Source organism: Singulisphaera acidiphila DSM 18658 (assembly GCF_000242455.2).
Classification (GTDB): domain Bacteria; phylum Planctomycetota; class Planctomycetia; order Isosphaerales; family Isosphaeraceae; genus Singulisphaera; species Singulisphaera acidiphila.
In genome coordinates, this window is record NC_019892.1 from 7,285,080 (window position 1) to 7,310,241 (window position 25,162).

Genomic DNA, 25,162 nt, shown 5'->3' on the forward strand with positions numbered 1-25,162 from the left:
TCCGCAGAGCGAGGACTCTCCATCAGCCTACAACCAGCACATCGAGGGTTCGCGGGCCATGAACCCCTTCAACGCGGTTCAACTCGATGTCGGAGGTCGCCGAAGGTCCCGAGATCCAGGTGAGCGGATGACCTGGCTTTTGCACGGCCTCGTGGAGCTGGGCGACGGCTTCGGGCACGAGGCCGACGATCTGATCAACGCCGATGACGCAGAGGTGGTAATCGGGCAGGAGTGTCAGAGCGCGCCGGCCTTGGCCGGGGCCGGCGTCGAGGACGATTGTCCCGGTCTGCGCGATTCCAAGTCGACAGGCGGTCAGGACGCCGTCGCTTTTGTCGAGCTCTTGATTGGTCAAGCCAGGGTCGCGAAGGACCTCAACATCCGAGGGGATCCAGGCTTCCGGCAGGTCGTTCGGCACCACCAACCGGCGGACGTTTCGAAGGGCGCAGGCCGTCGCGATTTCCTTGGGCAAGTCTGCACCCGAAACTCGACGGACCGTGGCCTTGTACTCGGTCACGCGCTCGATGAACTGCTCAACCTGCTCCTCGTGCGGAGCCGGATCCGATCGCAAATAGGGTTGCGTTTCAGTTCGTTCCGGGGCGGCGGCTCGTGGCGGGAGGTCGCTGAGTGCCTCGCGGATCCGATCGAGAATCTCCTCTTTGGCGGTCTTCATGAGCGCGTCTTCCACCACTCGCGAAAGGTCTGGGGGGCCACAGGATAAATGTCGCGCATCGCGGTCCAGCCTCCAAGCTGGCCCGGAAGATGTTCGATGTATCCTCCACGCATCAGAAAACGCTGGCCGAACCGCCCGAGTTTCTGGGACCGTTCGTAGCGGCTGCGGTCGGCGAAGACGCCGGCAAGGAACTTCATCCCGAGACTCTCGGGGTTCGCCCAAGGGCCTGCTCCCTCTTGATCCTGTTTGTGGCGGACCACTTCACCGCGCAGGTGGATCAGAACCTCAGGGATATTGATTTTGACCGGGCAGACCTCGTAGCAGGCGCCACAGAGAGTGGACGCATAAGGGAGCGACCCCGCGTTCTCGACTCCCGCCAGTTGCGGCGTCAGGATGGCCCCGATCGGCCCCGGGTAGACGGAATGATAGGCGTGGCCACCGGTCCGTTCGTAAACCGGGCAGATGTTCAAGCACGCGCTGCAACGAATGCAGTAGAGCGCCTGTCTTCCAACCGGGTCGGCCAGGACGCGGGTGCGGCCATTGTCCAGGAGGACCAGGTGGAATTCCTCAGGGCCGTCTCCCGGAGTCACTCCCGTCCAGAACGAGGTGTACGGGTTCATGCGCTCCCCGGTGGACGAGCGGGGGAGGAGTTGGAGAAAGACCTCGAAGTCATCCCAGCGGGGAACGATTTTTTCGATGCCCATGACCGAGATCAGCACGCGCGGAAGGGTCAGGCACATCCGCCCGTTGCCTTCGGATTCGACGATACAGACGGTCCCCGTGTCGGCGACGGCGAAATTGGCCCCGCTCACCGCGACCTGAGTTTCCAGGAACTTCTTTCGGAGATGCGTACGGGCCACGGCGGCCAGGGCGCTCGGCTCGTCGGAAAGGGACTTGACGCCGAGCCGGCTCATGAAGAGGTCGCGAATCTCGGAGCGGTTCTTATGGATCGCGGGGACCAGAATATGGGATGAGCGCTCGCCGGCGAGTTGGATGATCAGTTCGGCCAGGTCGGTCTCGGTCGCCTCGATTCCGGCGGCCGCGAGCGCCTCGTTCAGCGCGATCTCATCGGTGGTCAGCGACTTGATCTTGACCACCTCGCGGGCCCCGTGCCCCTTAGCGATCGCGGTGATGATCTGGTTCGCCTCGGCGGCGTCCCGCGCCCAGTGCACGTGCCCCCCCGCGCGCTGGACGGAGGCTTCGAGTTGGGCCAAATAGGACCCGAGGTTTTCGAGCACCTGTTCTTTGGCCGCTCGCCCAGCTTCGCGGAGCGTCTCCCAGTCGGGCAATTCACCCACGACCGATGCGCGCTTGCCGCGGATCGTCTGGGTGGCCTTGCCCATGTTGCGTCGCAGTTGGGTGTCGGCCAGGGCGACGCGCGCGGCATCCTCGAAGCGGATCCCAGGGCGTGTGGGGATTGGCTCGTGGCTCATCGGTTCGTGACTCATCGGCTCACGCTCGATTCCGTGGAGGCGAGAATCTCGGCGAGGTGGACCGTACCGACCCCGGCTCGCTGACGGTGCAAGGCCCCGCCGATGTGCATCAAGCATGAGGTATCGGCCGACGCGCAGAATTCCGCCCGCGTGTCGAGCACACACCGTAGCTTGTCGCCCAGCATGGCCATCGACGTATCTGCATTTTTGACAGCGAAGGTGCCGCCGAACCCGCAGCACTCCTCCGCCCGAGGCAACTCGACCAGGTCGATGCCACGTACGGCGCGAAGGAGTTTCAGCGGGGCGTCGCCCACGCGAATCATCCGGAGCGAGTGACAGGTCGGGTGGTACGTCACCCGGTGCGGGTAGTAGGCGCCGACATCTTCGACGCCCAGCTTCTTGACGAGGAACTCGGAAAGCTCGAAGACTCGAGGAGCGAGGTCGCTCACCGCTTGCGCAAGCTGATGGTCTTCCGCCAATTCGGCCGCTCTGGGGTAGAGGTCGCGGACCATCCCCACGCACGAAGCCGAGGGGGAAACGACGACCTCGGCATCGGCGAACACCTCGGTGAACCGCCTGACCATCGGAATCGCTTCGCGCTGGTATCCCGTATTGAAGTGCATCTGCCCGCAGCAGGTCTGCTCGAGCGGAAAATCGACGGTGTGACCGAGACGCTCGAGAAGCGTGACGACGGCCCGTCCGGTCTGAGGAAACAAGGTATCGTTAAAGCAGGTAATAAACAGAGAAACCCGCATCGCTCACTGAGCTCCCGTACTCCGACCCGCGTCCGCGTGTTCGCGTCACGCACATCAAGGCCCGCGTGCGGAGTCGACAGCGCGGCCAAACGGCCGTCGCTGCCCCGCTCGGGCATTGGCGACGACGAGCATCGTTCTGAACCGACCACCCAGAGGGCTTGGCCCTTGGGGGAAGGGCCTTTCGCCTCAAGATCATACTCGATCAAAGCCTTGACCGGCACCCCAGCGAGTCCGATCTCGCCGCGATCTTCTTCATTCTCAAGTCCGTCGATCGAGGGCTTGAGGAAGCCCCCGATCGATGGGAGAGCCAGTTCATTGGCCGGTGTCAATCCAGGCCGCCAGGACTTCCGGCGGGGCCGCCTCAGAGGTCAGGCGAAGGACGTGGGCGGCGTCGGCAAGTCCGTAGGACTTCTGAGGCCAGTTCTTCTCAAACGATTTCCCGGCCCGTTGGATCCAGAGCGGAGCCGGCGCCGTCAAGGCCGAGGCGGCCTTCAACCCGCCGAACTGAAGAAGGCCCGGTAAGTCAAGGCTGGCCGGCAGATCGACGGAACCATCCTTGGGGTCGAACTCGCCGAGATCGACCGCGGTCCGGGAGACTCCCTCGAGGGCCGGCCGAGCGAGCAGGACTTGCGGGCCCGCTTGCCCCAGCCCAATCAGGCTGACCTCACGGACATCAGGCTGAGACCGCGCCCAGGCAACCACCGTAGCCAGGTCCTGCATCTGGTCGCCGGCCAAGGCTGGGTTGTAGGTCTCAAAGTGGTCGGCATTCGGTCGATGGAACGCCGGGGAGGTGGGGTCGAACGACTCGCCCACGAAGAGCGGGTCGAATCCGACGACTTCTTGGCCCCTTTCAAGGAGGGCTTTGACCAGCGGAATCGGCTCGCCTCGAGGCGTAATCAGCCGCTCTTTGCCGTGAGAGGTCGCGATGACTGTCAGGCGACCACTTGGTTCTGTTGGGCGGAACCGGACGACCGGAATCTGATCCCCGGCCGCTTTCCGACCGACGAGGGAGTGAATCACCGTAAATCCTTCGCGACTCGACTGGCGGACGGTCGCCTCCTCGAGTTCCGAAGGGGTCGGATTTTTCAAGCCGACGCGGATCTTGAGGGACTTGAGCAATAACGCTTTCGAAGCCTCCCAGGCAGAGGAGTGGTCCGAGGGGGCCAATTCTTCGATCTGGCTCCCCATCATTTGCACTAAGTCCGCTTCCAGTTGCTCGGGCCTTTTCTGATCGGCCGGGGCAGGGTGGTGCTCGTCGAAGGTCCAGAGATCCTCGGGTTTCTCGGGCGTCTGAGTTCCCTCACGCGTGCGCTCCGGATCGTTGATCCCAAGCAGCCAGCGCCCCATGAATGCGTAGACCGCGTTGCGAGTCGTCTGGTTGTAGTTATGCGGGAAGTCGAAGACCTCGGCATCGACTCGATCGGTCGATCCGACCAGTGAATAAACATCCCGGATCGCCGGATAGGCACGAGTGAGGGTGAGCTTGGTCCAGTCGCCCGATGCGCCAACGAGCTTAAGGGGACGAGGGGCGGTCAAGGCGGCGAATTCGACGTTGTCCGTGCCGATCCGCAACCCGGCGGCGTTTTCGCAGACGCAGCCCCCTTGAAACGAATCCGAGACCATGACGACGGGGGCGGAAACTTTGATCCGATCGTCGATCGCCGTGAGCAAGAACGTTTGCGTTCCCCCGCCCGACTCGCCCGTGCAGCCGACCCGCGCGGGATCGACGTCGGGGAGGCTGGTCAGCCAGTCGAGCGCTCGGATGCTGTTCCAGGTCTGGAGCGTGACCAGGCTCAGGCCCCAGCGGCGCAGGCGGTCGTTCAGGAAGCTGTGGCCGAACGCCTTGCTATCATTGTAACCGACCATGTCGTACAGGAAGACGACGGCACCCAGCTTCGCCCACTGAATACAGCGCTGTTGGACTTCGGGGTTCACGCGCCCGTCTTCCCAGTGGCCGTGCGGGCAGAGCACGATGGGAAGGTGGCTCAACTTGCCGCTGGGCCGATAGAGGTTGCCGCTCAAGGTGAAGCCCGGCAGAGTCTCGAGAACCACCTTCTCGATGGTGTAGCCGTCGCGCTCCTGCCTACCGTAGACCCAGGGCTTGAGCGCGGTCTTGGGGGGCATCGGCCAGAGGCCGAGCGTTACCAAGAGGTGCTCGCGGACGGTCTGGGCCCGGTCCCGCCATTCTTGCATTGAGCCTGGTGCATGGAAGTCAGCCCCTTCCTTGTTGGTGCGAACCTGGGTCCTGCGCAGATCCAGCGGCGGAGCCGTCGAATCGACCCGGCCCCGGATCAGCTCGAGGGCAGGGGAGGGATCGAATTCGGGATCGGTCGTGAATACCAGTGCCGCTGGAACCGGCTTGGTTGGCGTTTTACCAGCGAGCTTGGTCTTCGAGGTCGTCGTCAACGCGTTTTTCGGCTCGGGCAAAGGAACGAGTAACCGAACCCGTCCATCCCCCTTGAGATCGACGTCGCCGACGCTCTGCCAGCGTGGGGTTTCGTCGGTTCCGTCGATCTGGGCCGTGAGAGCCAACGTTTGCCCGTCAACCGTGAGGCTCCAGGCCTGTCGGGTAGGCGCCCACACCTTCAGTGTGTATCGAGCCTCGGCTGGGAGTTGGATCCCCTGGGCGAGTTGCGGGAGGTCGCTTGCGCTGAAGAGACGAACGACCGGCCGTTTCGGCTCAGCCGCCGCCACGTTCGACAGCCAGACGGCCGAGAGGATGCCGAAAGCCACGATCGAACAAGGAAAGGAGAGAGGGGGCTTCGCCATCGTTCGGTAACTCCCAAGGGAGGCCACGCTCATTTTTAGGAACAAATGCCACTTATCGTACTCGTCGCGAAAGACTTCTCAAGGACGTAGCGTGGCTCGTCGCGGATCACCCTCCTCTCGAGGCCTTGCACCTTCGTGGCCAGTCAGGGCATAGTGCGTGGGACGGTCCGCATGTCCCCACTTTTGGAGCGAGTCGAGCAATGGTCATCCGCCAATATCAGGCAGGCGACGAAGAGGCCCAGGCGCGAATCTACAACGCGGTGGCCGGTCGCCTCCCTCACTTCAAGCCGGCGACCACGGCAGAAATCGCTCGCCGACACCAGGTCTCCGACTCGCTGGCCACCACGACTTTCTACGCGGTCGAAGCAGACGCAATCGTGGGCTACGCCGTCTTCGACCGCAATGGCCGGATCAGTTATCCCTGGTGTCTACCGGGCCACGAATCGGCGCAGCGGCCTCTACTGGAGACGGTCCTCAACGCGATGAAAGGTCTCGGCCTGCCACAGGCCTGGGCGGCCTACCGAGCCGATTGGACCACGATTCTCGATGATCTCCGCGCACAAGAATTCCTCCCCTCCCGGGAGATGATCAATTATGTGGCGGACCTGAGTTCACTCACCCACGAGCCGGTTCCCGCCGGTTACTCGCTCGCCAACCTCCGTCGCGATGAGATTGATCCGCTTCTTCGCTGGCTTGGGGAGAAAGAGACGCCTGAGAACCGCGAGTTTCTCACTCGTTTCTTCTGGGAAAACCCGTACTTCGGTCCCGAGAGCCTGTTTGCAGCTCGGAGGGAGACCGACACCCAGATCGTCGGAATCGCCCTGGTCGTTCAACGAGACGGATTCGCCGACCCGAGCAAGCTCGACTCCGCGATGCCCTGTTTCCGGCTCGGGGCCTTCGGAGTCGAGCGCGAGCGTCACAAGCGGGTCAACGGCCTCTTTTCCTGCCTGGCCGATGCGCCCGAGGTGAGGATGATCCTCCTTGCTGAGGCCGTTCGTCGCCTGGACCATGCGGGACTCAAGCAGATCGCCGCCCAGGCGTCGACCGACCAGCCAGAACTCGTTGCCTTCTACGATCGCCTGTTCCGTCGCCAGGGGTCGTTCCCGATTCTGTCGCGCCGGCTCGCGTGATCGCGGCTTATCTCCGGATCGTGGTGGGCGCCTCGGCCAAGAGCGGCTGAACGACCTCTTGGCCCAGGCGGCGGGTGAAGACGGCGGCCCCTTCGGGGAGCAGGTGATGACCGTCCATGAAGCCGTCGTCGCCAACCCAGTCGCGGGCATCGACCACGTCGATCCGACACTCGCGACTGATGCCGTCGAGATAGGCCCGGATGTCGCGTAGAGCATTCTCCGGGTAGAGATCGCGAAAGACTTGGCCTTCCGGCAAGACGACTACCGTGGCTCGGATTTGCTCTCGGTGACAGAGGGCAATGAGTTCGCGAAGGGCACGATCGGGAGTCTTTGCAACCTGATAGCGGCGCAGACGGTGCTCGTAGACCCGGCGATAACGCTCAACCAGCCGGTCTCGTTCTTCCGGAGCAACCGAGGCCATCGGGCTCCACCATCCGAGCCGATCGAGGTTTTGGCACCTGCGGTCGGGCTCGGTCGGGGCCAAGACCCAGCTCGGGGTGAATTGGCGGAGCAGGGCCTCGCGATGGGTCACGAGTGGAAACACCTGCATGTTCCACCATTGCTGATAGAGCTTTCGAGGGCGAGCCACGTATTTCCCGAGCAGCTTCAGGCCGCTCCAGTCGAGGCAGCCGATATGGACCTGATCCATGAACTCCTTGGGCCCGCGTTCGGCTCCCCAGGTCGGCGGCCAGAACTCGAGAAAGACCCAGTCAGGGCGAATTCCTGAGTCGAGCAAGCGTTTCAGGCTGAGGTGAGCAATCTCCGGTCCGGAACCGACCTGGGCGAAATTGAAGACCAATGGGCCCGTTCCAGCGGTCGACTCGCGGCCACGCAACGCGTCCGGGCGAAATCCGGTGGCTACGCGCGAGCTACCGAGCATCAGCACAAGCGGTCGATCCGGTGACGTGGCGACCGCCGCACGCAGGTCGGTGAGTTTCCGGCCAAATTCCAGGTCGGCGATTTCCGGCCTCGATTGGAGAAGTGAGCGCAAGGCAACCTGGCCGACAACGAACCAGAGCAAGGCCCAACCCAAACTCATCCAGGCACGACGGGAGAGGGGACGCCTCGCTGCCATGAAGTCCTCCTGGTCCCTTTGATTTCGCCTCAGAACTGGAAATAGACGAACGGCTTCCCAGCGGCGGGAGCCAAAACGAGAGCCACCATCAGGATCGTGGCGTAGCCAAAGCCGAGGACAGGCGCGGGTAACTGATCCATCCACCGCGCCCCCCCTCCACGAACCGCCACGACATGGCAGACTACGACCAGGAGAAGCGTGATCCAGAAGCTCACTTCGGGCGCAGGGGGGCTTGCCCCTCCGTGGGGCCTGAACATGCGTTGGAGCATCGCAACAGCCAGACCGAACGAGGTGGCGCGGAAGATGACCCAGCCGATGCAAACGCTTACGAACGTGAGTCCGATCCGAGCCAACGTCCCCAAAGGGCCGAGCAGCAGCGCACTCAGGCTCGGCCTGGCGGCGCAGAGGTCGCGGAAGAGACGGTGGCCGATCAGCAAGAGCCCGTGGAACGTCCCCCAGATGACGAACGTCCAGCTTGCTCCATGCCAGAGCCCCCCCAGCGTCATGGTCACGAGCAGGTTGAGATAGGTTCGCCGCCGGCTTCCCAGGCTTCCGCCGAGCGGGATGAACAGGTAATCGCGGAGCCAGGTGGACAACGAAATGTGCCAACGCCGCCAGAACTCCGAGACGTTCCGCGCCAGATAGGGGAGGTTGAAATTGGCCGCGAGCTTATAGCCGAGTAGGTGGGCACAACCGATCGCCATATCGGTATAACCCGAGAAGTCGCAGTAAATTTGTAGCGTGTACGCCAGCGCCGCGACCCAGACCGCATGGGAACTGTAGTCACCGGGATGGGCGAAGACAGGGTCGGCAAACGCGGCCATGCGATCGGCGATGGCCAGCTTTTTGAAAAGGCCGAGCAGGAAGTACTGAGCACCAAGCTGGATCCGGGCCCAATCCCACCGCTTGGTCTGGCGGAGTTGCGGCAGGAAGTCGCGTGCGCGAACGATCGGACCTGCCACCAGGTGGGGAAAGAAGGTGATGAAGAGCAGGAAGTGCCCCAGGTTTCGTTCGGCTGGAACCCGCCTGCGATAGACGTCGACCGTGTAGTTGATCGCCTCGAACGTGTAGAACGAGATGCCAATCGGGAGCATCACGCGCAACACGGGAAGCGAGGCTTCGGAGCCGAACGCCCGAAGCATGCTTTCCAAGGAGCCGAGGAAGAAGTTCGCATACTTGAAGTAAGCCAGCAGGCCAAGATTGGCCACCAGGCTCAGCCCAAGCAAGAGTGACCGCTTGCGGGCCGACCGTGAGCATTCGAGGCCGAGCCCTACGGCAAAATCAAACGTGGCGGAAAGCCCGATCAGTGCGGCGAGCCAACGGTTCCAGGAGGCGTAGAAATAGAAGCTGGCGACGAGGAGGAGGGCAATCCGGGCGCGTGACCAGGGCAGGGCCCAGTAGGTGGCGAAGACGATCGCGAAGAAGAGAAGAAAGGCTTGCGAACAGAAAAGCATGGCATCCTGCCACCGGCTCGCGGACTCGGCGTCATGAGAACAGTGGGGCACCGCGCCGGAACCGGCCCGGCCCGTCGAGAAGGCGGGCGAAGTGTACTCGTTGTCCTGCCCACGTCAAGGCCGGCTTGGGCATGGGGCTGTGGGAGGTTGCTCATCCAGATAAGACTATTTATGCGAGCATGCCAAAGACATGCACCCCTTTGAGAAGCGTTTCGATCGAGACCGGCTCGCGTGCGGGGAACAAGCAATAGGTGGGGTAGGGGTCGGTGCCGTCGATGATAATCTGCCGATGGTTGGCCTGGCGGAACCCCTCGTCGCAAGGCTGATGGCCGGTAATGAACCAGTCGGCATCCACCATTCCAGCGAACTGGTCGATCGTCTCGGGGGCGGTATTCCGACCCCAGGTCATGGCATAGATCGTGCCATGGCGGGCCATCGCCTCGCGGGGCCAGGTGTCTGCCTTGAGTAACTCGAGATCAAGGTTGTCGAGATCGACCGGGTCCGGAATCGTATGGCAAAGGAAGACGCGATTGGGCGTCCGGACGGCGATCGGCAGGGCCGCGAACATTTCAAGATAAGCGCTGTAGACCTCGGCATCGCGTGGGGCGTAGGCAGTCGTAATCCCCTGGCGAAACAGGGCGTTGAGCGCCATCCCGTTCTTGCCGATCATCCGGCCTGTCATCTCCGACAGTTCGTGGTTGCCCAGGATCAGGTGGACGCGATCGGGGTACTGGCACTTCAAAGCGGCCACGACGTCGACGAGTTGATGCGAGCGATCGCCGCCATCGTCGGGATAGCAACGCAGTCCATGAACAAGTTCTTGCAAGACCAGATGCCGTGCGGGATTCGTGGTGAGTGCGGCGGCGTCGAGGATCTTGCGGAACGCCGGGATGTTGCCGTGCAGGTCGCCAACGACGAGGACTTCCGTGGCCGAATCCAGGGTGATGATCCCTCCCGCCCGCCCCGGAGTAGCGCGGAAAAGCTCGGTGGCGCGGCGGATGGTTTTGAGCAACTTCTCGGGATCGGGCATCGGCGGCGTACTCGCTGCGGGTCGGGCAAGCGTCGTGAGCCTTCGTGGGTTACGAACCCACAATTTAACAAGGTGGTCGCGAAATAGGGAGTCTGCGCGAATGATTCAAGGCAGTCGTTCGAGAGTCGCCGGTTTTTCCCAAAAACCGATCAGGAGTTCAGCTCCAGAGCCTCTTCCCAGTACTCGTAAAGGTTGGCCAGGGAGACTTTGAGGTCACCATGGCGGCGCTGGAGTTCGACGGCCTTGATCGCATCGCGCCAGACTCCCGGTTGGGCCAGGAGGTCCTCGAGTTCGGCGACCTCGGTCTCGACTTCCGCGATCTCACGTTCGAGGTCCGCCGGTTTGCGATAGGGATACTTGCGCTTCTTGCGGTCGGTGCGCTCGGAGGGAGAAGCTTCGGTCGATGCGGAGGGCAGGGGGGCGGCATTTCGGGCCTTGGCCGCGGCCGTCTCAGCCTCTTGTTGCGCGATGCGTTGATAAGTCTCGTAGTCGCCTTCGATGACCCGCGTCTTGCCGTTGCCCAGGACAATCAAACGATCGGCCACCTGGTTGAGGAAGTAGCGGTCGTGGCTGACGACGAGGACCGTCCCCTCGAATTCACGAATTGACCGCTCCAGCGCTTCGCATGACCAGATATCAAGGTGGTTGGTGGGCTCGTCCATGACGAGCAGGTTGGCCCCTGTAGCCGAGAGCCTGGCGAGTGCCGCCTTGGCCTTCTCGCCGCCGGAGAGCTGCCCCACGTTTTGGAAGACGATTTCCCCGCTCAGGCCGAACCGGGCGAGCAGGTCGCGAATTTCGCCTTGCACCCAATCCGGATCGTCGTCGGGCCAGACGGCGCGGACGACGGTGGTATCGGGGGCCAACGACTCGAGCCCTTGGTCGTGGTAGCCGACCTGGACCTTGTGTCCGAGCTTGACCTCACCCGCGTCGGGCTTCTCACGGCCGATCAAGGTCTTGATCAGGGTCGATTTCCCCGACCCGTTCGGCCCCATGACCCCCACGCACTGGCCTCGGAGAATCGACAGGTTGGAATCTTTGAAGAGGGGCTTATCAAAGGACTTGGAGAGTTGGCGTGCCTCGATCACGATGTCGCCGGAACGATCTACCTCACCGAACCCCATAACCGGTCCGACGATCTCGCGCATTGTCTCGACTCGTTCGATCCGCGCCAGCTTCTTTTCGCGGTCGTGGGCCTGCTTGGCCCGCTGCCCTGCGCCGTACTTGCGAATATAGGCTTCAAGGTCAGCAATCTTCTCCTGTTGCCGCTCGGCCTGCCGCTCCATGACTTTGGCCTTCTCGCCCCGGAGTTTCCAGTAGTGCGAGTAGTTCCCGGGGTAGGCACTGATCTGCCCTTCGTGGAGCTCCCAGATCTTGGTGACGACCTTATCGAGGAAGTAGCGGTCGTGGCTGACGACCACCATGGCGACCGACTGACGTGAGAGATAGCTCTCGAGCCAGGAGGTCGTTTCGATGTCGAGGTGGTTCGAGGGCTCGTCCAGGAGCATCAGGTCCGGGTTTTCGAGCAGCAGCTTGGCGAGCATGAGCCGCGATTGCTGACCGCCCGAGAAGGTTCGGGCCTGTCGCCCGAAGTCGCTGGTCGGGAATCCGAGTCCGGTCAAAATCTCCTCAACGCGATGGTCGACCGAATAGGCGTCCTGATGCTCGAGCCGGTCGTGGATCTCGGCATAGCGACGGGTGGCCCGCTCGCGCTCGGCGTCGTCCTCGGCCTCGCCCATTTCCTGGGCGGCTTCCTCGAGTTCGCGCTGGAGCTCGAGCACGGAGGCGAGGCCCGATCGGGCGACGCTCATCAGGGTCTCGTCGGAACGAAAATCGGGATGCTGGCGGAGCAGGCTGATCCGGATCCCCGAGCGCGAGTAGAGGCTGCCGTAGTCGGGCTTGTCATGAGCGGCCAAGATCCGCATCAGCGTCGTCTTGCCAGCGCCGTTAGGGCCGACCAAGCCGATCCGCTCCCCGGTCCGGACCTCGAACTTCAGTTCCGAGAAGACCGGATCTCCCGCGAATTGTCGGCCCAAACCATTAGCAGATACAAGAATCATGAACTTAGTCTTCTCTTTCCGTCACTCGTTGGCTCAATTCGTCTGCCAGAAATCCTGGTCAGCGGATCACTTTCAAGAAGGCTCGCGGCGAGTTCAGGAGGACAGAGCGTCGTCTTCCCCTTGGAGTCGTTTCTTCGGTGCCGGTGGAACGTCCTCGCCGAAGGTTCTCTTGTGGCGGAGCATGTGGTGATAGTGTTGCGCGAAGCGGTGGGCCTCGTCACGGGCATATTGGAGCAGACGCAGGGCGAAGGAGCGGCGGCTCAGGACGATCGGGTCGGACTGGCCGGGGAGGTAGATCTCTTCCTCACGCTTGGCCAGGGAGATGACCGTGGGCGGGACGACCTTCAGGCTCTCGAAGGCGTCGAGAGCCGCGCTGAGTTGTCCCTTGCCGCCATCGATCAGGAAGATATCAGGGAAGGGCTCATCGCGTTCTTGCAGTCCGATGATCCGCCGGCTCACCACTTCTCGGATCGAGGCGTAGTCGTCGACTCCTTTGACGCTCTTGATCTTGTAGCGGCGATACCCGGGCTTGAAGGGCATGCCATCGATAAAGGTGACCAGCGAGCCGACCGTCTCGGTCCCACCCAGATGGGCGATGTCGACGCAGTCGATCGTCCGTGGGGCCGAGTCCAGCTTAAGCACGTTCTTGAGCCCCTTCAAGCCTTTACGCGGGTCAACGTAGAAGACTTCGGGCTGGGCGTGCTTGGCGAGGTCGCCTCGCAGGTTCAACGTCTCGAGCGCCTTGATCTCGTCGCGGAGCCGCGCTGCCTTTTCAAAGAGGAGGGCCTTGCTCGCCTCGCGCATCTCGTCGGCCAGTTCTTTGAGGACGACGTCCTTCTTACCGTCGAGGAAGAGCCGGAGGCGGCGGATGTCGGTGCGATAAGCTTCCTTGTCAATTCGGAGGTTGCACGGTGCGGTACATTGCTCGATGGAGTGGAGGAGGCAAGGGCGAAACCAGCGCCACCGTGGGTCGCCCTCCTCGATATCCAACGAGCAGGTCCGGAACTTGAAGATCCGCTGGAGAACCTGGATCGCCCCGCGCAGGCTTTTGGCCCGCGGAAAGGGGCCGTAGAGCTTCACGTTGCGGTCCTGCGGCTCGCGCGTGAAGTTGACCCGGGGGAAATCCTCGCCTGTGGTTATCTGGAGGTAGGGAAAGGACTTATCGTCCTTCAGATCCTGGTTGTGCTTCGGCTGGATATCCTTGATGAGCCGTGCTTCAAGGAGCAGGGCATCGACTTCGCTATCCGCGACCAGGTAGTCGATGTCGACCACCTCGCCGATCCAGTCGCAGATCCGTTTGTCGGTTTCGGCCGTTTTCTGGAAGTATGAGCTGGCTCGGCTCCTCAAATTCTTGGCCTTGCCGAGATAGATGACCCGCCCTTGCGCATCCTTCATAACGTAGACGCCCGGCGTCGTCGGAAATTTGCGAACCTTCTCGGCCGGGCTGGCCGTCGTGGAACTCGGCTCTTCGGACATAAGCGGCCTCGGGGGTCCGACCCCGCGATTTCCGAGGGGCCGGAGGGGATCAAGACCTACGGCTTCCTCACCCTTTTTAGGTCTTAAGAACGTCCTGAATGTATTGTTCGATTGCCTTGGAGATTCCGTCAAGCCGCTGGAACGTCTTCTCCTTGATTCGCTCGAGCGGTTCGGTCCCCGAGGTATCCGTCCGCGCGAACAGGTAGAACTTGATCTTGGGTTCCGTCCCCGAAGGCCGAACGGCCACCCGCGTCCCTGGTTCTTGCGTGTGGAAGATGAGCAAATCGCCGGAGGGCTGAGGCAGGGGGCGTGGCTTCTCGGTCCCACTGACCGACCGGATCTCGTGCGTCTTGTAGTCGTAGACCTCGGCCAGCTCCACGCCTCCCAGCTGCCGAGGTGGATTTTCGCGGAAGGCCGTCATCAGGGTCTTGATCTGAGTGGCCCCTTCTCGGCCCTCGAGCGTCTTATTGATGAGCGTCTCGGCAAAGTGTCCCACATCGCGATAGAGGTCGTCGAGATACTCGAGGATCGTCTGCTTGCGGTCCTTCACGGTGGCTGCGAGTTCGGCAAAGAGGAGAGCCGCGACGGCCGCGTCCTTGTCGCGGACGTGAGTTCCCTTCAGGTAACCGTGCGACTCCTCGAAGCCGAAGAGGAATCCGGCAGGGCCCATCTCATCAATGCGCTGACCGATCCATTTGAATCCGACTAGCAGGTCATCCTCGACGCGAACCCCTTCGCGCTGAGCCAGGGCACGCGCCATCTGGGTGGTGACCATGGTCGTGACCAGGTAGTGGTCGGAGCGGAGTCGCCCCATCGCCTTCGTCTGTTTCATGACAAAGGCTGCGAGGAGGGCTCCGATCTTGTTACCGTCGAGGGTGGTCCAGGCTCCCTTGGGATCGCCCGACACGGGGACGGCCACACCGATCCGGTCGGCGTCCGGGTCGCTGCCCAGGACCAATTCGGCCCCCGTCGCCTTGGCCTCCGCGATCGAGGCCTCCAGCGTCTTGGGAATCTCAGGGTTGGAAACGTGGCCTGGGATGTTGGGGAAGTCGCCGTCGGGGGTACGTTGTGAGGCAAGAATGTTTACTTGTGTGAATCCTGCTTTGCTGAGTGCGGCGGCGACCGAGGTCTCGCCCACTCCATGCATGGGCGTGTAGACGATCGAAAGGTCACGCGCAGGGCTGACCGACTCGCCGACGACGGCCGCGATGTAGCCGTCGTCCACGTCGGCGCCGCCCAGTACGATCGAACCGTCGGCGATTCCCTTCTCGAACGGCGTCTCGGGGATCTCGCGGTCGGAAGCTTCGCGGACGCAGTCGATGATCCCCTCGTCGTCGGGGGGGATCACCTGGCCCCCGTTCGCGGCATAGCACTTGAAGCCGTTGTCCGAGGGGGCATTGTGCGACGCCGTGATCATGATTCCGGCATCGCACTTGAGGTGGCGGACCGCGAACGAGAGCAGAGGAGTCGAGCGTGGCTCAGCGAACAGGTAGACCTTGAAGCCCGCCGCCGCCAGGACTCGGGCACAGAGCTGGGCGAACTCCGGAGAGTTGTGCCGTGTGTCGCGAGCGATGACGCAGGAGCGACTGGAATCGATCCCTTTGCGTTTGATGATGTAATCGGCCAGTCCGCGCGCACTTTCGGCCATCGTCCGCTCGTTCAGGACGTTGGTCCCGACCGGATACATCTTTCCGCGTCGACCGCCAGTGCCGAACTCGAGCACGGCGTAGAACGCGTCGTCGAGCGTCTTCCAGCGACCGGCCTCAATATCTTCGAGAAGTCGAGGGCGGTACTTCTCGAATGGCGGCTCGGTCAACCAGCGGCGGATATTGGCGGCTGCCGACGCCGAGATGAGCCCTTCGGATTCGGCCTGAGCGAGTCGCTCGAGGACATCATTGGCCGGCGGCATGAATTCAGTCTCCGGAAGCAGTGCGCGATGTGGTTTTCAGGGGCGGCTCGTGAGCGTCTTTTTTGAAGACGTCATGGCCGAACGATCCCTTAGGGTATCCGGCCGAGCCGGGTCTTCAAGCTATCTCGATTGCGCCAAGGCTGCAAGTCATGTGGGAGGTCATCGCCGGCAAGAACAAAAAGGAGGGACCTCACGACGAGGCGGTGATCGCAGGGGCAGGGATAACTTCCCCACCTTGGGGAGGAGTCCGCGGCTTGGATCGCAAGGTTTCGGGCATCGCCAGGGCGAAGAAAAGCGTGGCGGCACCGGCGATGGCCGCGAGCATGACGAAGCCGGCGTTGAAGCCCGCCGCCTTGACCATGAAGCCCGCCAGCAGGTTGCTCAACCCGGCTCCCACGCCGGTTGCCGTGGCGAGCGCCCCCTGCGTCAGGTTGAATCGGCCTGTCCCCTTCGTTAGGTCGGCCACGACCAGGACGGAGACAACGCCGAAGATCCCCGCGCCGATGCCGTCGAGGAGTTGGACGCCGACGAGGTAGTAGGGGTTGACGCTGAGGCAATAGAGCAGCCCACGGATAGGCAAGACCCCGAAGCCGATCAGGAAGACCGGCTTACGGCCCCAACTTTCCGCCAGGCGACTGGCTGCGAGGGCCACCGGGACCATCACGACCTGAGCCGCGATAATGCAGGCCGACATCAGAACCGCCGCGCTTTCCTTCAGGCTGTCGCTCGACTTCTGGCCGACCAGCGGCAACATTGCCGCGTTGGCCAGGTGGAACAGAACCACCGAGGCGGCGAAGATCATGATCCGGCGGTCCTTGAAGAGTTCGGTGATGCCGACGGCGCCGTGAGCCTTGTCCCCGTCGTCGGCCCCTCGGGCGAGGTCGTGGTCGATCTCCTTCTCGCGGATCATGAGTACGGCGGCAGCGCTGGCGGCGGCCATGGCAGCGACAATGAAGAATAACGCCCCGTAGCCGAAGAGGTAGGCGGCCCCCCCCGCGAGGGCCGCTGCAACAACGTTACCGCCGTGATTGAACGCCTCGTTTCGCCCGGTGCGTCGCGGCATCGCCGCCCGGCCGACCAGGCCGAGAGTCAGGGCACCGACCGCCGGTGGAAAGATCGCCGCCGCCGCCCCGATCGCGGCCTGCGCGAGGACGACCACCCCAAGTGTCGGCAACACGTACAACAGGACACAGCACGCAGCGACCACAGCCGCTGCAATTGCAATGGCCAGGCGTTTCCAATGGATGCGGTCGATGAGGGCACCGGCCGGGGTCTGGGCCAGCACCGTACCGATTTGAGAGGCCGCCAGGGCAATCCCAACCCGGCCCGCGTCCCAGTGATGGTAGTCCCGAAGGAATGTCCCCAGAAACGGCCCCATGCCGTCCCGCACGTCCGCGAGGAAGATATTCAGGCCGTCGAGGGCCCGCAGGCTCATCGGTGACGGATTGCGCCCAGGGGAATTGGAGCCCGGTGGATTGGTGGCGGCCATGGTTTCAAGGCTTCCGTGCAAATGGTAAGCCACCGTCAGCCAGGCGACACCGACTTTGCGGACGAAGTCAGAGCCGACGCGCCATTAGAGCGGGTAATCCCCCCCTCTATTTCATGCTCCTCCGGTCGTCATAACTTGTATCTTTAGAAAACTTTCCGTAATTTTACTTCAGGCCGATGTCTTGTAAAAAGCGGCAGAATGTAAGATCGGGAAGGCGCTCAGGGAAAGTTCTCCGTGGAATCTCACGGAAGACGTCAAGAGGGCTTTTCCAAAATCGTAGGCCACTTCAAACTCTAAGCCGATGTGTGAAGGCAACTTCCAGTAGCCGAGGGGATCTCTCGAAAAACGGGAAGCTGTGTTGGCACGTTGATTGCTTATAGACTCTTCGCCAAGCCGACAGCGACCGATGCCCACCAAGAGTTTTTTCTTCAAGTCGGAACGGCCCCAAATGCAGCCTTCTCCGCGGTGAGAGAAGGTCGTCATCAAGACCGAGTGCCCCGCGATGGATGGGGGGCAATTTCCGATAGACATGGAGGTCCGCATGACTCGGCCCACACTTCGTCGAACCCTGCGGCTTGAGAATCTGGAGTCCCGACAGCTTTTGACCGCTGGTGGGCCGACGTCTCAGCAGCAGTACATGCTTGAACTCTTGAACCTCGCCCGGACGAATCCTGCCGCGATCGCTGACAAGGTTACTTCCAACCTTGATTTCAACGTGCAAGCCACGATCAAGCATTATAAGGTGGACCTAAACCAGGTCAAAGCGGCGATTTCCTCTGCCCCCGTCAAGCCGCCCCTCGCCTGGAACTCGAAGCTCGCCAACGCCGCCCAAGACCACAGCCAGGATCAGGCCAACACCGGCGTCCAGTCGCACGACGGCTCCGATGGCTCGACCGTTCCCGACCGTCTCGATCGCGCCGGGTATGGTAACCGTACGACGGCCGGTGAGAATGCGTTCGCTTACTCCACGTCGGTGGACGAGGCGATGGAAGCGTTCATGATCGACTGGGGGGTCGACTCCGCCGGACATCGCAATAACATTCTTCAGCCCGAGACGCCGAAAGATAATGCCTATCGCGATGTCGGAATCGGCATCGTGAATACCAAGTCTCCGTCGCCCGTCGGGCCGATCGTGATCACACAGAACTTCGGTGCCCAGGCCGGTGCCAAAGCCCAACTGCTTGGCGTCGCCTACAACGACCCCAGCGGCAAGGATTTCTACGAGCCTGGCCAGGGACGTGGCGATGTGACCGTCGAAGCCGTCAACGATGCGACCGGCCAGAAGGCCAGCGTTCAGACCTGGGATTCCGGCGGCTACCAGATCCCGCTCGACCCGGGCAACTACACGGTGACGGCTCGCGTCGGCGACAAGGTCGTCCGGTCCCAGGATGTGAAAATCGACGACGTGAACGTCAAGGTCGACTACGACCTCAACGATCCCTGGCAGCTCACGCCCCCCGTGACGAAGACCCCTCCCGCGCCTGTGGCGGCTCCCGCGACTCCCCCTCCGGCCGAAGTTCCCAAAACGATGATCCAGAGCACGACCTCCGCCCCGGTGCAAACGGCGCCCGTCGACGCTCCGAAAACCGATTCGACGCCCGTCGTACTGAAAGCGGAGCCCGTGAAGTCGGAAGCGGCGGTTCCCTCCCAGCCTAAGTCCGCCCCCGTGACCCCCGTCGCCGCTGTTCCCTCGAAGTCCGAGGTCGTTCAAGCCGCCACCCAGCCGGATCACAGTCCCGTAGCTCCTCCGACCCCCGATACCTCCTTCTTCGCGAACTGGGTCTCCTGGAAAGCCAAGAAGTCCGCAGCGTAACGCAGACACCTCGATCGCGGTCTGTCGACGGAACAAGCCCCACTCACGGTACCCGCCCGTGAGTGGGGCTTGTTCGTTTGGATGCCAGACAGATCATTCGCCAAACTGGCATTTCACGAAGAACACGATTGCATGCACGCGGTCGTGCGACCAAGAGACGGATCAAGTCGCTCTACTTCTCAAAATGTGCCCGACGGCTGACTGGCTCGCATTTGAGACCTTGGCTCGAGTGCCTAGACGTCGCTGCCTTGAAGATGAAGACGGGACCGCATCGAAGAAACGCTGAGTAAGGCCGACGCGAGTCGAGACCGCGCGTCGGCCACCCGGGATCGGACAAACGCCGAGGCAAAGCATGTCCCCGGGAAAGTCTCCATGGCACGGCCGTGGGGTCGGTTCCATTTTTGACTCCTGAAAGGGCCATAACGGCCGGGTAAGCTGACCGGTGCCCTGAGTCGAACATAAGAACGATTATCAGACGGTACGTCGTCTTACTACACATGCAATCACTCACTAGGCGAACCACGGCGCGGCCGGGGTGGACGGACAGTCGATCGAGGTGTTTGAGACCGACCGCACGGGAGCACGGTCGTCGAGAAGAGCGCACGAAGGGCTCACCCCAGGGGTCGATCGTTTCACCCTTGTTGGCGAATCTCTTCATGCACTATGCGTTCGACCTCTGGATGACACGGAGCTATCCGGACATCCACTTCGCACGCTATGCGGACGAAGTGATCATTTTTCGGCCCCGGCGGGCCAAGAATCGATGGGGGAAGTACTTTGTGAGCTTCCTCCCGGCGATCAGCGACAAGGCCGCCAATGCGATCCGGGAGACGATCCGAGAATGGCGGCTGGCCGCCACCCGGAACAATCAAACTCTGGAGGAGATCGCGGGGCTTGTGAACCCTTCGGTACGGGGATGGGTGAACTACTACGGCCGGTTCTACCGGTCGGCGCTCACTCCGGTTCTCAGGCATTTGGCAGATCGGGATTCGACCAGCGACTGGATCATAAGAGCCGGATGAGGTGCGAGCCTCCCGTCCGGATCCGAGAGGGCCTGGGGGTGAAATCCCCCCGGGCTACTCGACTCATCCTTGGCTTTCACGGGCCGGAGAGCGAGGCCGAGATGATCAAGGGGCGTATCGGGGACTTCCTGCGCGATCACCTCAAACTCGAACTGTCCCCGGAGAAAACCCTGATCACCCCCGCCTCTGAGAAGGCGAGGTTTCTCGGCTACGAGATCACGACGAGATCCAAACGCACCGCCCAGACGGTTGACACCGGACGAAACGGAAGCGGCCGGATCAAGTTGATGATCCCCGCCAAGATGGTGGTGAATCTGAGCGGCCTGTACAAGGGCAAGAGACGACCCAAGCCCAAGGAAGACCACAGGTTCGACGACGATTTCACGATCGTCGCAACCTACGGCTCCGTGTACAGTGGCTATGTGCAATACTACAAACGTGCCTCGAATCTGGGCTGGTTCGGCCATTTGCACTGGGCCATGTACTGGTCATTGCTCAGGACGCTGGCGAAGATCCCCAAGACGACGGCCAACTCGATGCGGTCGAAGTATTCCGCAATCCACCATCGGTGGGACTCCACTCGGGGGAAGTTCGTCGCCAAGCGGGTCCTCAAAGTGGTCAAGACCGACCCCAAGACGGGCCGGGTATACATTGCTCTATTCGGCGAAGTGCCCCTCACAACGGACGCCTGCGCCCCGATTCCGGACGGACCGCTCCAACGGCATCACGTGAGCAAGAGGAACGAGCTTGTTGCCCGACTCCTCGCGAACACTTGTGAGGTCTGCGGCTCGGACGACCGAATCAACGTCCACCACATGAGGAAACTCAAAGACCTCAAGGTCCCAGGACGACGGACGCCCCCGATCTGGAAACAGATCATGGCCGCCCGACGGCGGAAGACGCTCGTCGTCTGCCACCACTGCCACGTCGCCATCCATAACGGGACGCTAACCAACCGGCTCAAGGCCCTGATTTCCGAAGGAAGACTCACTCCCACCGGGGAATGGGTCATCCCGGAGAGGGACGAACCGATGGCCGCGGCTGCCAAGCGGACCGGGCGGAGAAGCGGCGGGAGCCTGAAATCACCTACTGGAGAGCCGGGTGATGCGAAAGTATCAAGCCCGGTTCGGAGGGGGCGGCGGAAACGGAGGCCACGGGTCAGCAGGAGCACCATCCATGATGATGCCGAGCTACCGCGCCGACCGCCCAGCCTACTTTCACGGCCCGAGGAATCACAGGGTGGATGGTCTGCGCTGACCCGGAATGACGAAGGGGCGGCCGCACCTCTCGGTGGACCGCCCCTCGCTCTGGCTCGGCACATCTTTGACCTCAATCCAGATGAAGCATCTGAGGGACAGCGTCTCCTGATCCCCTCACATACTTGAAGTGCAGCCTGGTGGAGACCTCATAGATTTCATGGAACACGCCAAGGGCGTTTGTATCGCCCCCATCGGGGCCGGCCAGAACGGGAGTGAAGTCAACATTGATCACATATCCCCCCGGCACGGCCTTGGCTTTGGTGATAGCTCCACTCCACCCGTTACATCTGAGGTTGGTGACCCCGTTCAGCCAATCGTAGTAGGCGAGGCGACCGGTAGGCTTCCAATCTGCTTTTGCAAGCGTAGTAGCAACTGACGCCGGCAATTTGACGTCAGGACTGACCAAGATTTTGGTACCCACGTAATTCAGGTACGTAGCCCTCTGTGAGGCCTGTTGGTCAAGACTCATCTGAATCGCGGCCTTGGTCCGTTTGGCCTCGAAGGAGCTTTGTTTTGGACGCTCTTCGGCCAACGCCAAGGTCGCCATCATCGTCATCGCAGCAAGGACAACCGTGGTTCTCATCGCAACCTCCAGCCAGAGGATCACTGTTCGGTAATAATGTAAGTAACGGTATTGGTCCCGCTCTTTTTCTTGACGATATCAAAGGTACCAAGAACAGGCGAGATGATTACTTTCCCATCACCTCTCAGGTAATTGATACGTATCTCTTGTTTTACATGATTAAGAATCGTTCCGTTTGGCACTGCAGCAAAGGCAACAGGATCCCCCGTAGTTGCCTTAAGATCTTTGATGAGGCCGGCGCCTTCATAGTTGAATCGAGCGCCGCTCACCCAATTGCCCACACGCAGCACGGCACCCGTTGTCGGATCATAACGGGTAATTTTTTCCTCAGCCGTGGTAGTCGCCAAATCAAGATTGGCTGTCTTGCTCCCCGCCTTGATCTTGAATTGAATATTGTAGTCCACATTGATCATGCAGTCTGTCCCCGCCCAAGCAGCAGGATTGGCAACCACGATTTTATCCGGTTTGGCAACGGTAATTTTCTTCGCTGGGAGTTGCCTCATGGGGGTGTCCATGTAGGCAAGCTCTATCGTCGCTTCGTATTCGCCCGCGAAGGGGAAATTCTTACTGAAAGAGCTACTATACCCCCAATTCCCAGGAGACTCCTCATCGGTGGACTTGATTAAGACCGACTGCATCAACGGAAGGGGGGCGAATCCGTCGTCGATCGTGGTGAAGACGACGCCATCGCCAGGGACGATATTCCCGTCTCCTACCGTGTTATTGAAGGTAAAATCGACCGTGTCAGCCATCACCGTGGCACAAACGACAGCCGCTGCCATGAAAGCCAAAATCCGTTTGCGTTTACCCATTGATCCCATCCCTTTCGATTCAGCATGATCTAGTGTAAATAACTAGATAATTGCAATAACAGTAACACTCGTTCGTCTTGGATTCCATCCCATTCTCCAACCCGCATTTCCTTGCGGGTAACCTTGTTGAATTCTGATATTTCGTTCGAATAATTTTTTTGGCTTTACCTCTTCATTTAGCAAAATGCGCATGAGTTCACAAGGGTCACACTGGCGATTTACCCGTTATTTTTGGCGTCGTTGTCAAACGTACATTTGACTCGCCAACCGGTCTCGTCGGCGTGCAACACTGCGCTGTCGAGGGCTTGGGCCTGAATCTCGAGATACCAGGCCAGGAGGATCTCCCGCAAACGCCGCCACATCTGGATCAGGCCGCCGGAGGACAGGCTTGAACTGGAGGTGGAAGTTGAACACGTCAATGATCTGGGCCAGCGTCGTGCCCAGCAGGTAGTGCAGCCAGGCCGAAAGGACGACAACGCGAAGCCCGATGGTCGAGTCGGGCAAGGCGTCGGGGACCGTCGGCTCGACGGTGGCGCGGCAGTGGGGGCACCAGGAGCGATGGATCGTGTGTTGGGTGACCACCGGCGTGATGTCGGCGGGGATGTCCTCGATGAGGCGGGTCCGCGACCCTCGGCACTGTCGCACCGGCCCATGGCACTCGGGGCAGGCCGAGAGTGAGTGCTCCTCGTGACGGTCGATCCGCCCCAGAACGGTCAGCAGAGATGCCACATCAAGAGTGTCTGAGCTCGTCGTCGCCATGGGAATAGTGAAATGGAGCGGCCCTCAGACGGAGGCCACGGGTCAGCAGGAGCACCATCCATGATGATGCAGAGCTACCGCGCCGACCGCCCACCCTACCAGTACTTCGGTTTGGGCCCGCTCCTCCCCGGACAAGACTCCATCCTGATTCTTAAGAGCCCTCCAGGTCCGCCGCCTCTTCACGAGATCCGGTCGTCGCGATAGTCTGGAGTTGGGCCAAGGATCTGTTCTTGGGTTCGATTGAGGATGGCCGTGATCGCTCTTTTGGCACTCTTGGTGAACGTCGCAGCCGGCTTCACTGTGACCGCGGATCGAGAGCCGATCGAAATCCGGATTCCGCTGGTGAATTCACGCGAGATCGATGTCGGCGAGTTGGCCGCCCGGATCTCGGCCCTGACAGGCGTCCGAATCAAGCCTCCCGTGGGCAAGCTCTTGCTACCGGTGGCTGGCGTCGGCGGCAGCCTGTCGCGGACGACTCTCGGGGCGATCCTCGGCGACGACGCTCGGCTCGAGGTTGACCAAGGCGTCCTCGTGGTCAACGTCGATCGGCGCGTGCTCGATCCCGATCGGCTCCCCGGGTGGACCGAGTCGGTCCAGCGGCTTGCCGAGCACGTCGACCGTGAGGCGAAGCGACGCGCCAAGTACGGGATGCGTGCTCTGAAGTCGTACCGGCCCAATGACCTGAGTCGGCCGACCATTTGCCTCGTTCATGGACTGAATTCCTCTTCGGGAGGATTCGTCCACATGATCACGCCGCTCGAGGAGGCCGGTTATGGGTTGGTCGTCTACGACTATCCCTACAACCGGAATTTGACCGAGTCCTCCGCCCAATTTGCCCGAGACTGGCAGGCTTTTCGGCGTTTGGTGGGCGAAAAGCACCCGTGGGCGATCGTCGCCCACTCCATGGGCGCTTTGGTGGCCCGTTCGTTTGTGGAAGACCCGGCGGTGTCGACAGTGAGTGAGATCTCATCCTTGATCATGGTCGCCCCCGTAAACCAAGGTTCGAGCCTGGCCAAAGCACAGACCTTCTTGCAACTCCTGAACGGCGTTCAGGCGATTCAGAACAAGAAGACGACCGAGGCGCTGGCCCACCTGGGTGACGGACTCGGCGAGGCGGCTGAGGATTTAACTCCAGGCAGTCGGTTCCTGACGGCGCTGAATCGACGGACTCGGCGGGACGGGGTGCCCTATCATATTGTGGCGGGTGACGCGGGAATCGTGTCGGGCGAGGCCCGCCGGACGGTTGAGGAGCGGATCAACGCAATCCGGAAAGAGCGGGGACTGTTGGGCGGTCTGACCCGATTCGCCACAGCCGACCTCTCCACCCGGCTCGATGAGGTCAGTGACGGGTTTGGTGACGGCTGTGTCTCAGTGGCGAGCAGCCGCCTCCCGGGGGTCACCGATCACGTCGTGATTCATGCCAATCACGCGGAGCTCATCCGAGCTCCCTTGCTCTTCGCGAACCCCGGGCCGGTCGCCTGTATGCCGTACCTCTTGCGGTGGCTCGACGAGAACCGTTCCCAGGCCAATGGCAATGGCCCAGGCCAAAGTCGATAGGAGAATGCTCTGCCACTACCGACCGCCAGGGGCTTGGGAACCACGGCACCATTCGTTACTCTTGTGCAGCGGCTCAGTAACGGTCGCCAACAGGGACCAACAGGTCCGTC

18 protein-coding genes and 1 pseudogene are annotated in these 25,162 nt (G+C 61.7%); 5 read left to right on the forward strand and 14 right to left on the reverse strand.

Annotation, left to right across the window (positions count from 1 at the left end):
• Nucleotides 1-22 precede the first annotated feature (22 nt).
• From SINAC_RS28510 to SINAC_RS28525, 4 genes are all read right to left on the reverse strand, one after another.
• The gene (locus SINAC_RS28510) at nt 23-670 is read right to left on the reverse strand and encodes a LutC/YkgG family protein (protein WP_015249035.1); all 648 of its coding nucleotides are present in this window, start codon (nt 668-670) and stop codon (nt 23-25) included.
• Complete coding sequence (locus SINAC_RS28515) at nt 667-2,118, reverse strand: LutB/LldF family L-lactate oxidation iron-sulfur protein (protein ID WP_015249036.1); 1,452 nt, start codon at nt 2,116-2,118, stop codon at nt 667-669. Before SINAC_RS28515 ends, SINAC_RS28510 begins: the two co-directional genes overlap by 4 nt.
• Nucleotides 2,115-2,858 carry a (Fe-S)-binding protein gene (locus tag SINAC_RS28520; RefSeq protein WP_015249037.1) on the reverse strand — a complete coding sequence of 248 codons (744 nt, stop codon included), beginning with the start codon at nt 2,856-2,858 and terminating at the stop codon, nt 2,115-2,117. The genes SINAC_RS28515 and SINAC_RS28520 overlap by 4 nt, the downstream gene beginning before the upstream one ends.
• Nucleotides 2,859-3,170: 312 nt before the next feature.
• Complete coding sequence (locus tag SINAC_RS28525) at nt 3,171-5,627, reverse strand: alpha/beta hydrolase family protein (RefSeq protein WP_015249038.1); 2,457 nt, start codon at nt 5,625-5,627, stop codon at nt 3,171-3,173.
• A gap of 200 nt (nt 5,628-5,827) precedes the next feature.
• Between SINAC_RS28525 and SINAC_RS28530 the strand changes: the two genes are divergently transcribed.
• Entirely contained in the window at nt 5,828-6,757 is a 930-nt protein-coding gene (locus tag SINAC_RS28530) for a GNAT family N-acetyltransferase (RefSeq protein ID WP_015249039.1), read from the forward strand.
• Nucleotides 6,758-6,764: 7 nt separating this feature from the next.
• Here SINAC_RS28530 and SINAC_RS28535 read toward each other — a convergent pair whose 3' ends face one another.
• The 7 genes from SINAC_RS28535 to SINAC_RS28565 all read right to left on the reverse strand — a co-directional run bounded on the left by SINAC_RS28535 (nt 6,765) and on the right by SINAC_RS28565 (nt 17,247).
• Nucleotides 6,765-7,832: a hypothetical protein gene (locus tag SINAC_RS28535; RefSeq protein ID WP_015249040.1), complete on the reverse strand. Its 1,068-nt coding sequence runs from the start codon at nt 7,830-7,832 to the stop codon at nt 6,765-6,767.
• 29 nt (nt 7,833-7,861) lie between these two features.
• Nucleotides 7,862-9,286 carry an MBOAT family O-acyltransferase gene (locus tag SINAC_RS28540; RefSeq protein WP_015249041.1) on the reverse strand — a complete coding sequence of 475 codons (1,425 nt, stop codon included), beginning with the start codon at nt 9,284-9,286 and terminating at the stop codon, nt 7,862-7,864.
• A gap of 169 nt (nt 9,287-9,455) precedes the next feature.
• Nucleotides 9,456-10,316 (reverse strand): metallophosphoesterase, encoded by an 861-nt coding sequence (locus SINAC_RS28545; RefSeq protein ID WP_015249042.1) that lies wholly within the window; start codon nt 10,314-10,316, stop codon nt 9,456-9,458.
• Between the two features lie 149 nt (nt 10,317-10,465).
• Entirely contained in the window at nt 10,466-12,373 is a 1,908-nt protein-coding gene (locus tag SINAC_RS28550; protein ID WP_015249043.1) for an ABC-F family ATP-binding cassette domain-containing protein, read from the reverse strand.
• Nucleotides 12,374-12,466: 93 nt separating this feature from the next.
• Nucleotides 12,467-13,849 carry an excinuclease ABC subunit UvrC gene (locus SINAC_RS28555; protein ID WP_015249044.1) on the reverse strand — a complete coding sequence of 461 codons (1,383 nt, stop codon included), beginning with the start codon at nt 13,847-13,849 and terminating at the stop codon, nt 12,467-12,469.
• A gap of 76 nt (nt 13,850-13,925) precedes the next feature.
• Nucleotides 13,926-15,758 carry a phospho-sugar mutase gene (locus SINAC_RS28560; protein WP_015249045.1) on the reverse strand — a complete coding sequence of 611 codons (1,833 nt, stop codon included), beginning with the start codon at nt 15,756-15,758 and terminating at the stop codon, nt 13,926-13,928.
• A 190-nt stretch (nt 15,759-15,948) separates the two neighbouring features.
• Complete coding sequence (locus SINAC_RS28565) at nt 15,949-17,247, reverse strand: MFS transporter (protein WP_015249046.1); 1,299 nt, start codon at nt 17,245-17,247, stop codon at nt 15,949-15,951.
• 541 nt (nt 17,248-17,788) lie between these two features.
• On the opposite strand from SINAC_RS28565, the gene SINAC_RS28570 reads away from it, so the two are divergent.
• The 3 genes from SINAC_RS28570 (at nt 17,789) to SINAC_RS38235 (ending at nt 21,467) form a co-directional block, all read left to right on the forward strand.
• A complete protein-coding gene (locus SINAC_RS28570) occupies nt 17,789-19,060 on the forward strand; it encodes a CAP domain-containing protein (RefSeq protein WP_015249048.1) in 1,272 nt (423 codons plus the stop codon).
• Between the two features lie 497 nt (nt 19,061-19,557).
• On the forward strand, nt 19,558-20,082 hold the full coding sequence (locus tag SINAC_RS28575) for a group II intron maturase-specific domain-containing protein (protein ID WP_081598337.1): 525 nt from the start codon (nt 19,558-19,560) through the stop codon (nt 20,080-20,082).
• A 101-nt stretch (nt 20,083-20,183) separates the two neighbouring features.
• On the forward strand, nt 20,184-21,467 hold the full coding sequence (locus SINAC_RS38235) for an HNH endonuclease (RefSeq protein ID WP_157579467.1): 1,284 nt from the start codon (nt 20,184-20,186) through the stop codon (nt 21,465-21,467).
• Here SINAC_RS38235 and SINAC_RS40260 read toward each other — a convergent pair.
• The 3 genes and pseudogenes from SINAC_RS40260 to SINAC_RS28590 all read right to left on the reverse strand — a co-directional run.
• Nucleotides 21,412-21,924, reverse strand: coding sequence for a hypothetical protein (locus SINAC_RS40260; RefSeq protein WP_015249049.1), 513 nt, complete (start codon nt 21,922-21,924; stop codon nt 21,412-21,414). The two genes, SINAC_RS38235 and SINAC_RS40260, sit on opposite strands and share 56 nt — an antisense overlap.
• 20 nt (nt 21,925-21,944) lie before the next feature.
• Entirely contained in the window at nt 21,945-22,736 is a 792-nt protein-coding gene (locus SINAC_RS28585) for a hypothetical protein (protein ID WP_015249050.1), read from the reverse strand.
• Nucleotides 22,737-22,984: 248 nt separating this feature from the next.
• Nucleotides 22,985-23,438 (reverse strand): annotated as a pseudogene (locus tag SINAC_RS28590) (IS66 family transposase zinc-finger binding domain-containing protein); the annotation flags it as partial.
• Between the two features lie 303 nt (nt 23,439-23,741).
• Here SINAC_RS28590 and SINAC_RS28595 point away from each other — a divergent pair.
• Nucleotides 23,742-25,052, forward strand: coding sequence for an alpha/beta hydrolase (locus tag SINAC_RS28595; protein ID WP_020466906.1), 1,311 nt, complete (start codon nt 23,742-23,744; stop codon nt 25,050-25,052).
• Nucleotides 25,053-25,162: the final 110 nt, after the last annotated feature.

Excerpts from the sequence above, each read along its gene's own strand:
- SINAC_RS28510 (WP_015249035.1), bottom strand. The coding sequence starts at position 670 with ATGAAGACCGCCAAAGAGGAGATTCTCGATCGGATCCGCGAGGCACTC.
- SINAC_RS28515 (WP_015249036.1), bottom strand. The coding sequence starts at position 2,118 with ATGAGTCACGAACCGATGAGCCACGAGCCAATCCCCACACGCCCTGGG.
- SINAC_RS28520 (WP_015249037.1), bottom strand. The coding sequence starts at position 2,858 with ATGCGGGTTTCTCTGTTTATTACCTGCTTTAACGATACCTTGTTTCCT.
- SINAC_RS28525 (WP_015249038.1), bottom strand. The coding sequence starts at position 5,627 with ATGGCGAAGCCCCCTCTCTCCTTTCCTTGTTCGATCGTGGCTTTCGGC.
- SINAC_RS28530 (WP_015249039.1), top strand. The coding sequence starts at position 5,828 with ATGGTCATCCGCCAATATCAGGCAGGCGACGAAGAGGCCCAGGCGCGA.
- SINAC_RS28535 (WP_015249040.1), bottom strand. The coding sequence starts at position 7,832 with ATGGCAGCGAGGCGTCCCCTCTCCCGTCGTGCCTGGATGAGTTTGGGT.
- SINAC_RS28540 (WP_015249041.1), bottom strand. The coding sequence starts at position 9,286 with ATGCTTTTCTGTTCGCAAGCCTTTCTTCTCTTCTTCGCGATCGTCTTC.
- SINAC_RS28545 (WP_015249042.1), bottom strand. The coding sequence starts at position 10,316 with ATGCCCGATCCCGAGAAGTTGCTCAAAACCATCCGCCGCGCCACCGAG.
- SINAC_RS28550 (WP_015249043.1), bottom strand. The coding sequence starts at position 12,373 with ATGATTCTTGTATCTGCTAATGGTTTGGGCCGACAATTCGCGGGAGAT.
- SINAC_RS28555 (WP_015249044.1), bottom strand. The coding sequence starts at position 13,849 with ATGTCCGAAGAGCCGAGTTCCACGACGGCCAGCCCGGCCGAGAAGGTT.
- SINAC_RS28560 (WP_015249045.1), bottom strand. The coding sequence starts at position 15,758 with ATGCCGCCGGCCAATGATGTCCTCGAGCGACTCGCTCAGGCCGAATCC.
- SINAC_RS28565 (WP_015249046.1), bottom strand. The coding sequence starts at position 17,247 with ATGGCCGCCACCAATCCACCGGGCTCCAATTCCCCTGGGCGCAATCCG.
- SINAC_RS28570 (WP_015249048.1), top strand. The coding sequence starts at position 17,789 with ATGACTCGGCCCACACTTCGTCGAACCCTGCGGCTTGAGAATCTGGAG.
- SINAC_RS28575 (WP_081598337.1), top strand. The coding sequence starts at position 19,558 with ATGCAATCACTCACTAGGCGAACCACGGCGCGGCCGGGGTGGACGGAC.
- SINAC_RS38235 (WP_157579467.1), top strand. The coding sequence starts at position 20,184 with ATGATCAAGGGGCGTATCGGGGACTTCCTGCGCGATCACCTCAAACTC.
- SINAC_RS40260 (WP_015249049.1), bottom strand. The coding sequence starts at position 21,924 with ATGAGAACCACGGTTGTCCTTGCTGCGATGACGATGATGGCGACCTTG.
- SINAC_RS28585 (WP_015249050.1), bottom strand. The coding sequence starts at position 22,736 with ATGGGTAAACGCAAACGGATTTTGGCTTTCATGGCAGCGGCTGTCGTT.
- SINAC_RS28595 (WP_020466906.1), top strand. The coding sequence starts at position 23,742 with ATGGCCGTGATCGCTCTTTTGGCACTCTTGGTGAACGTCGCAGCCGGC.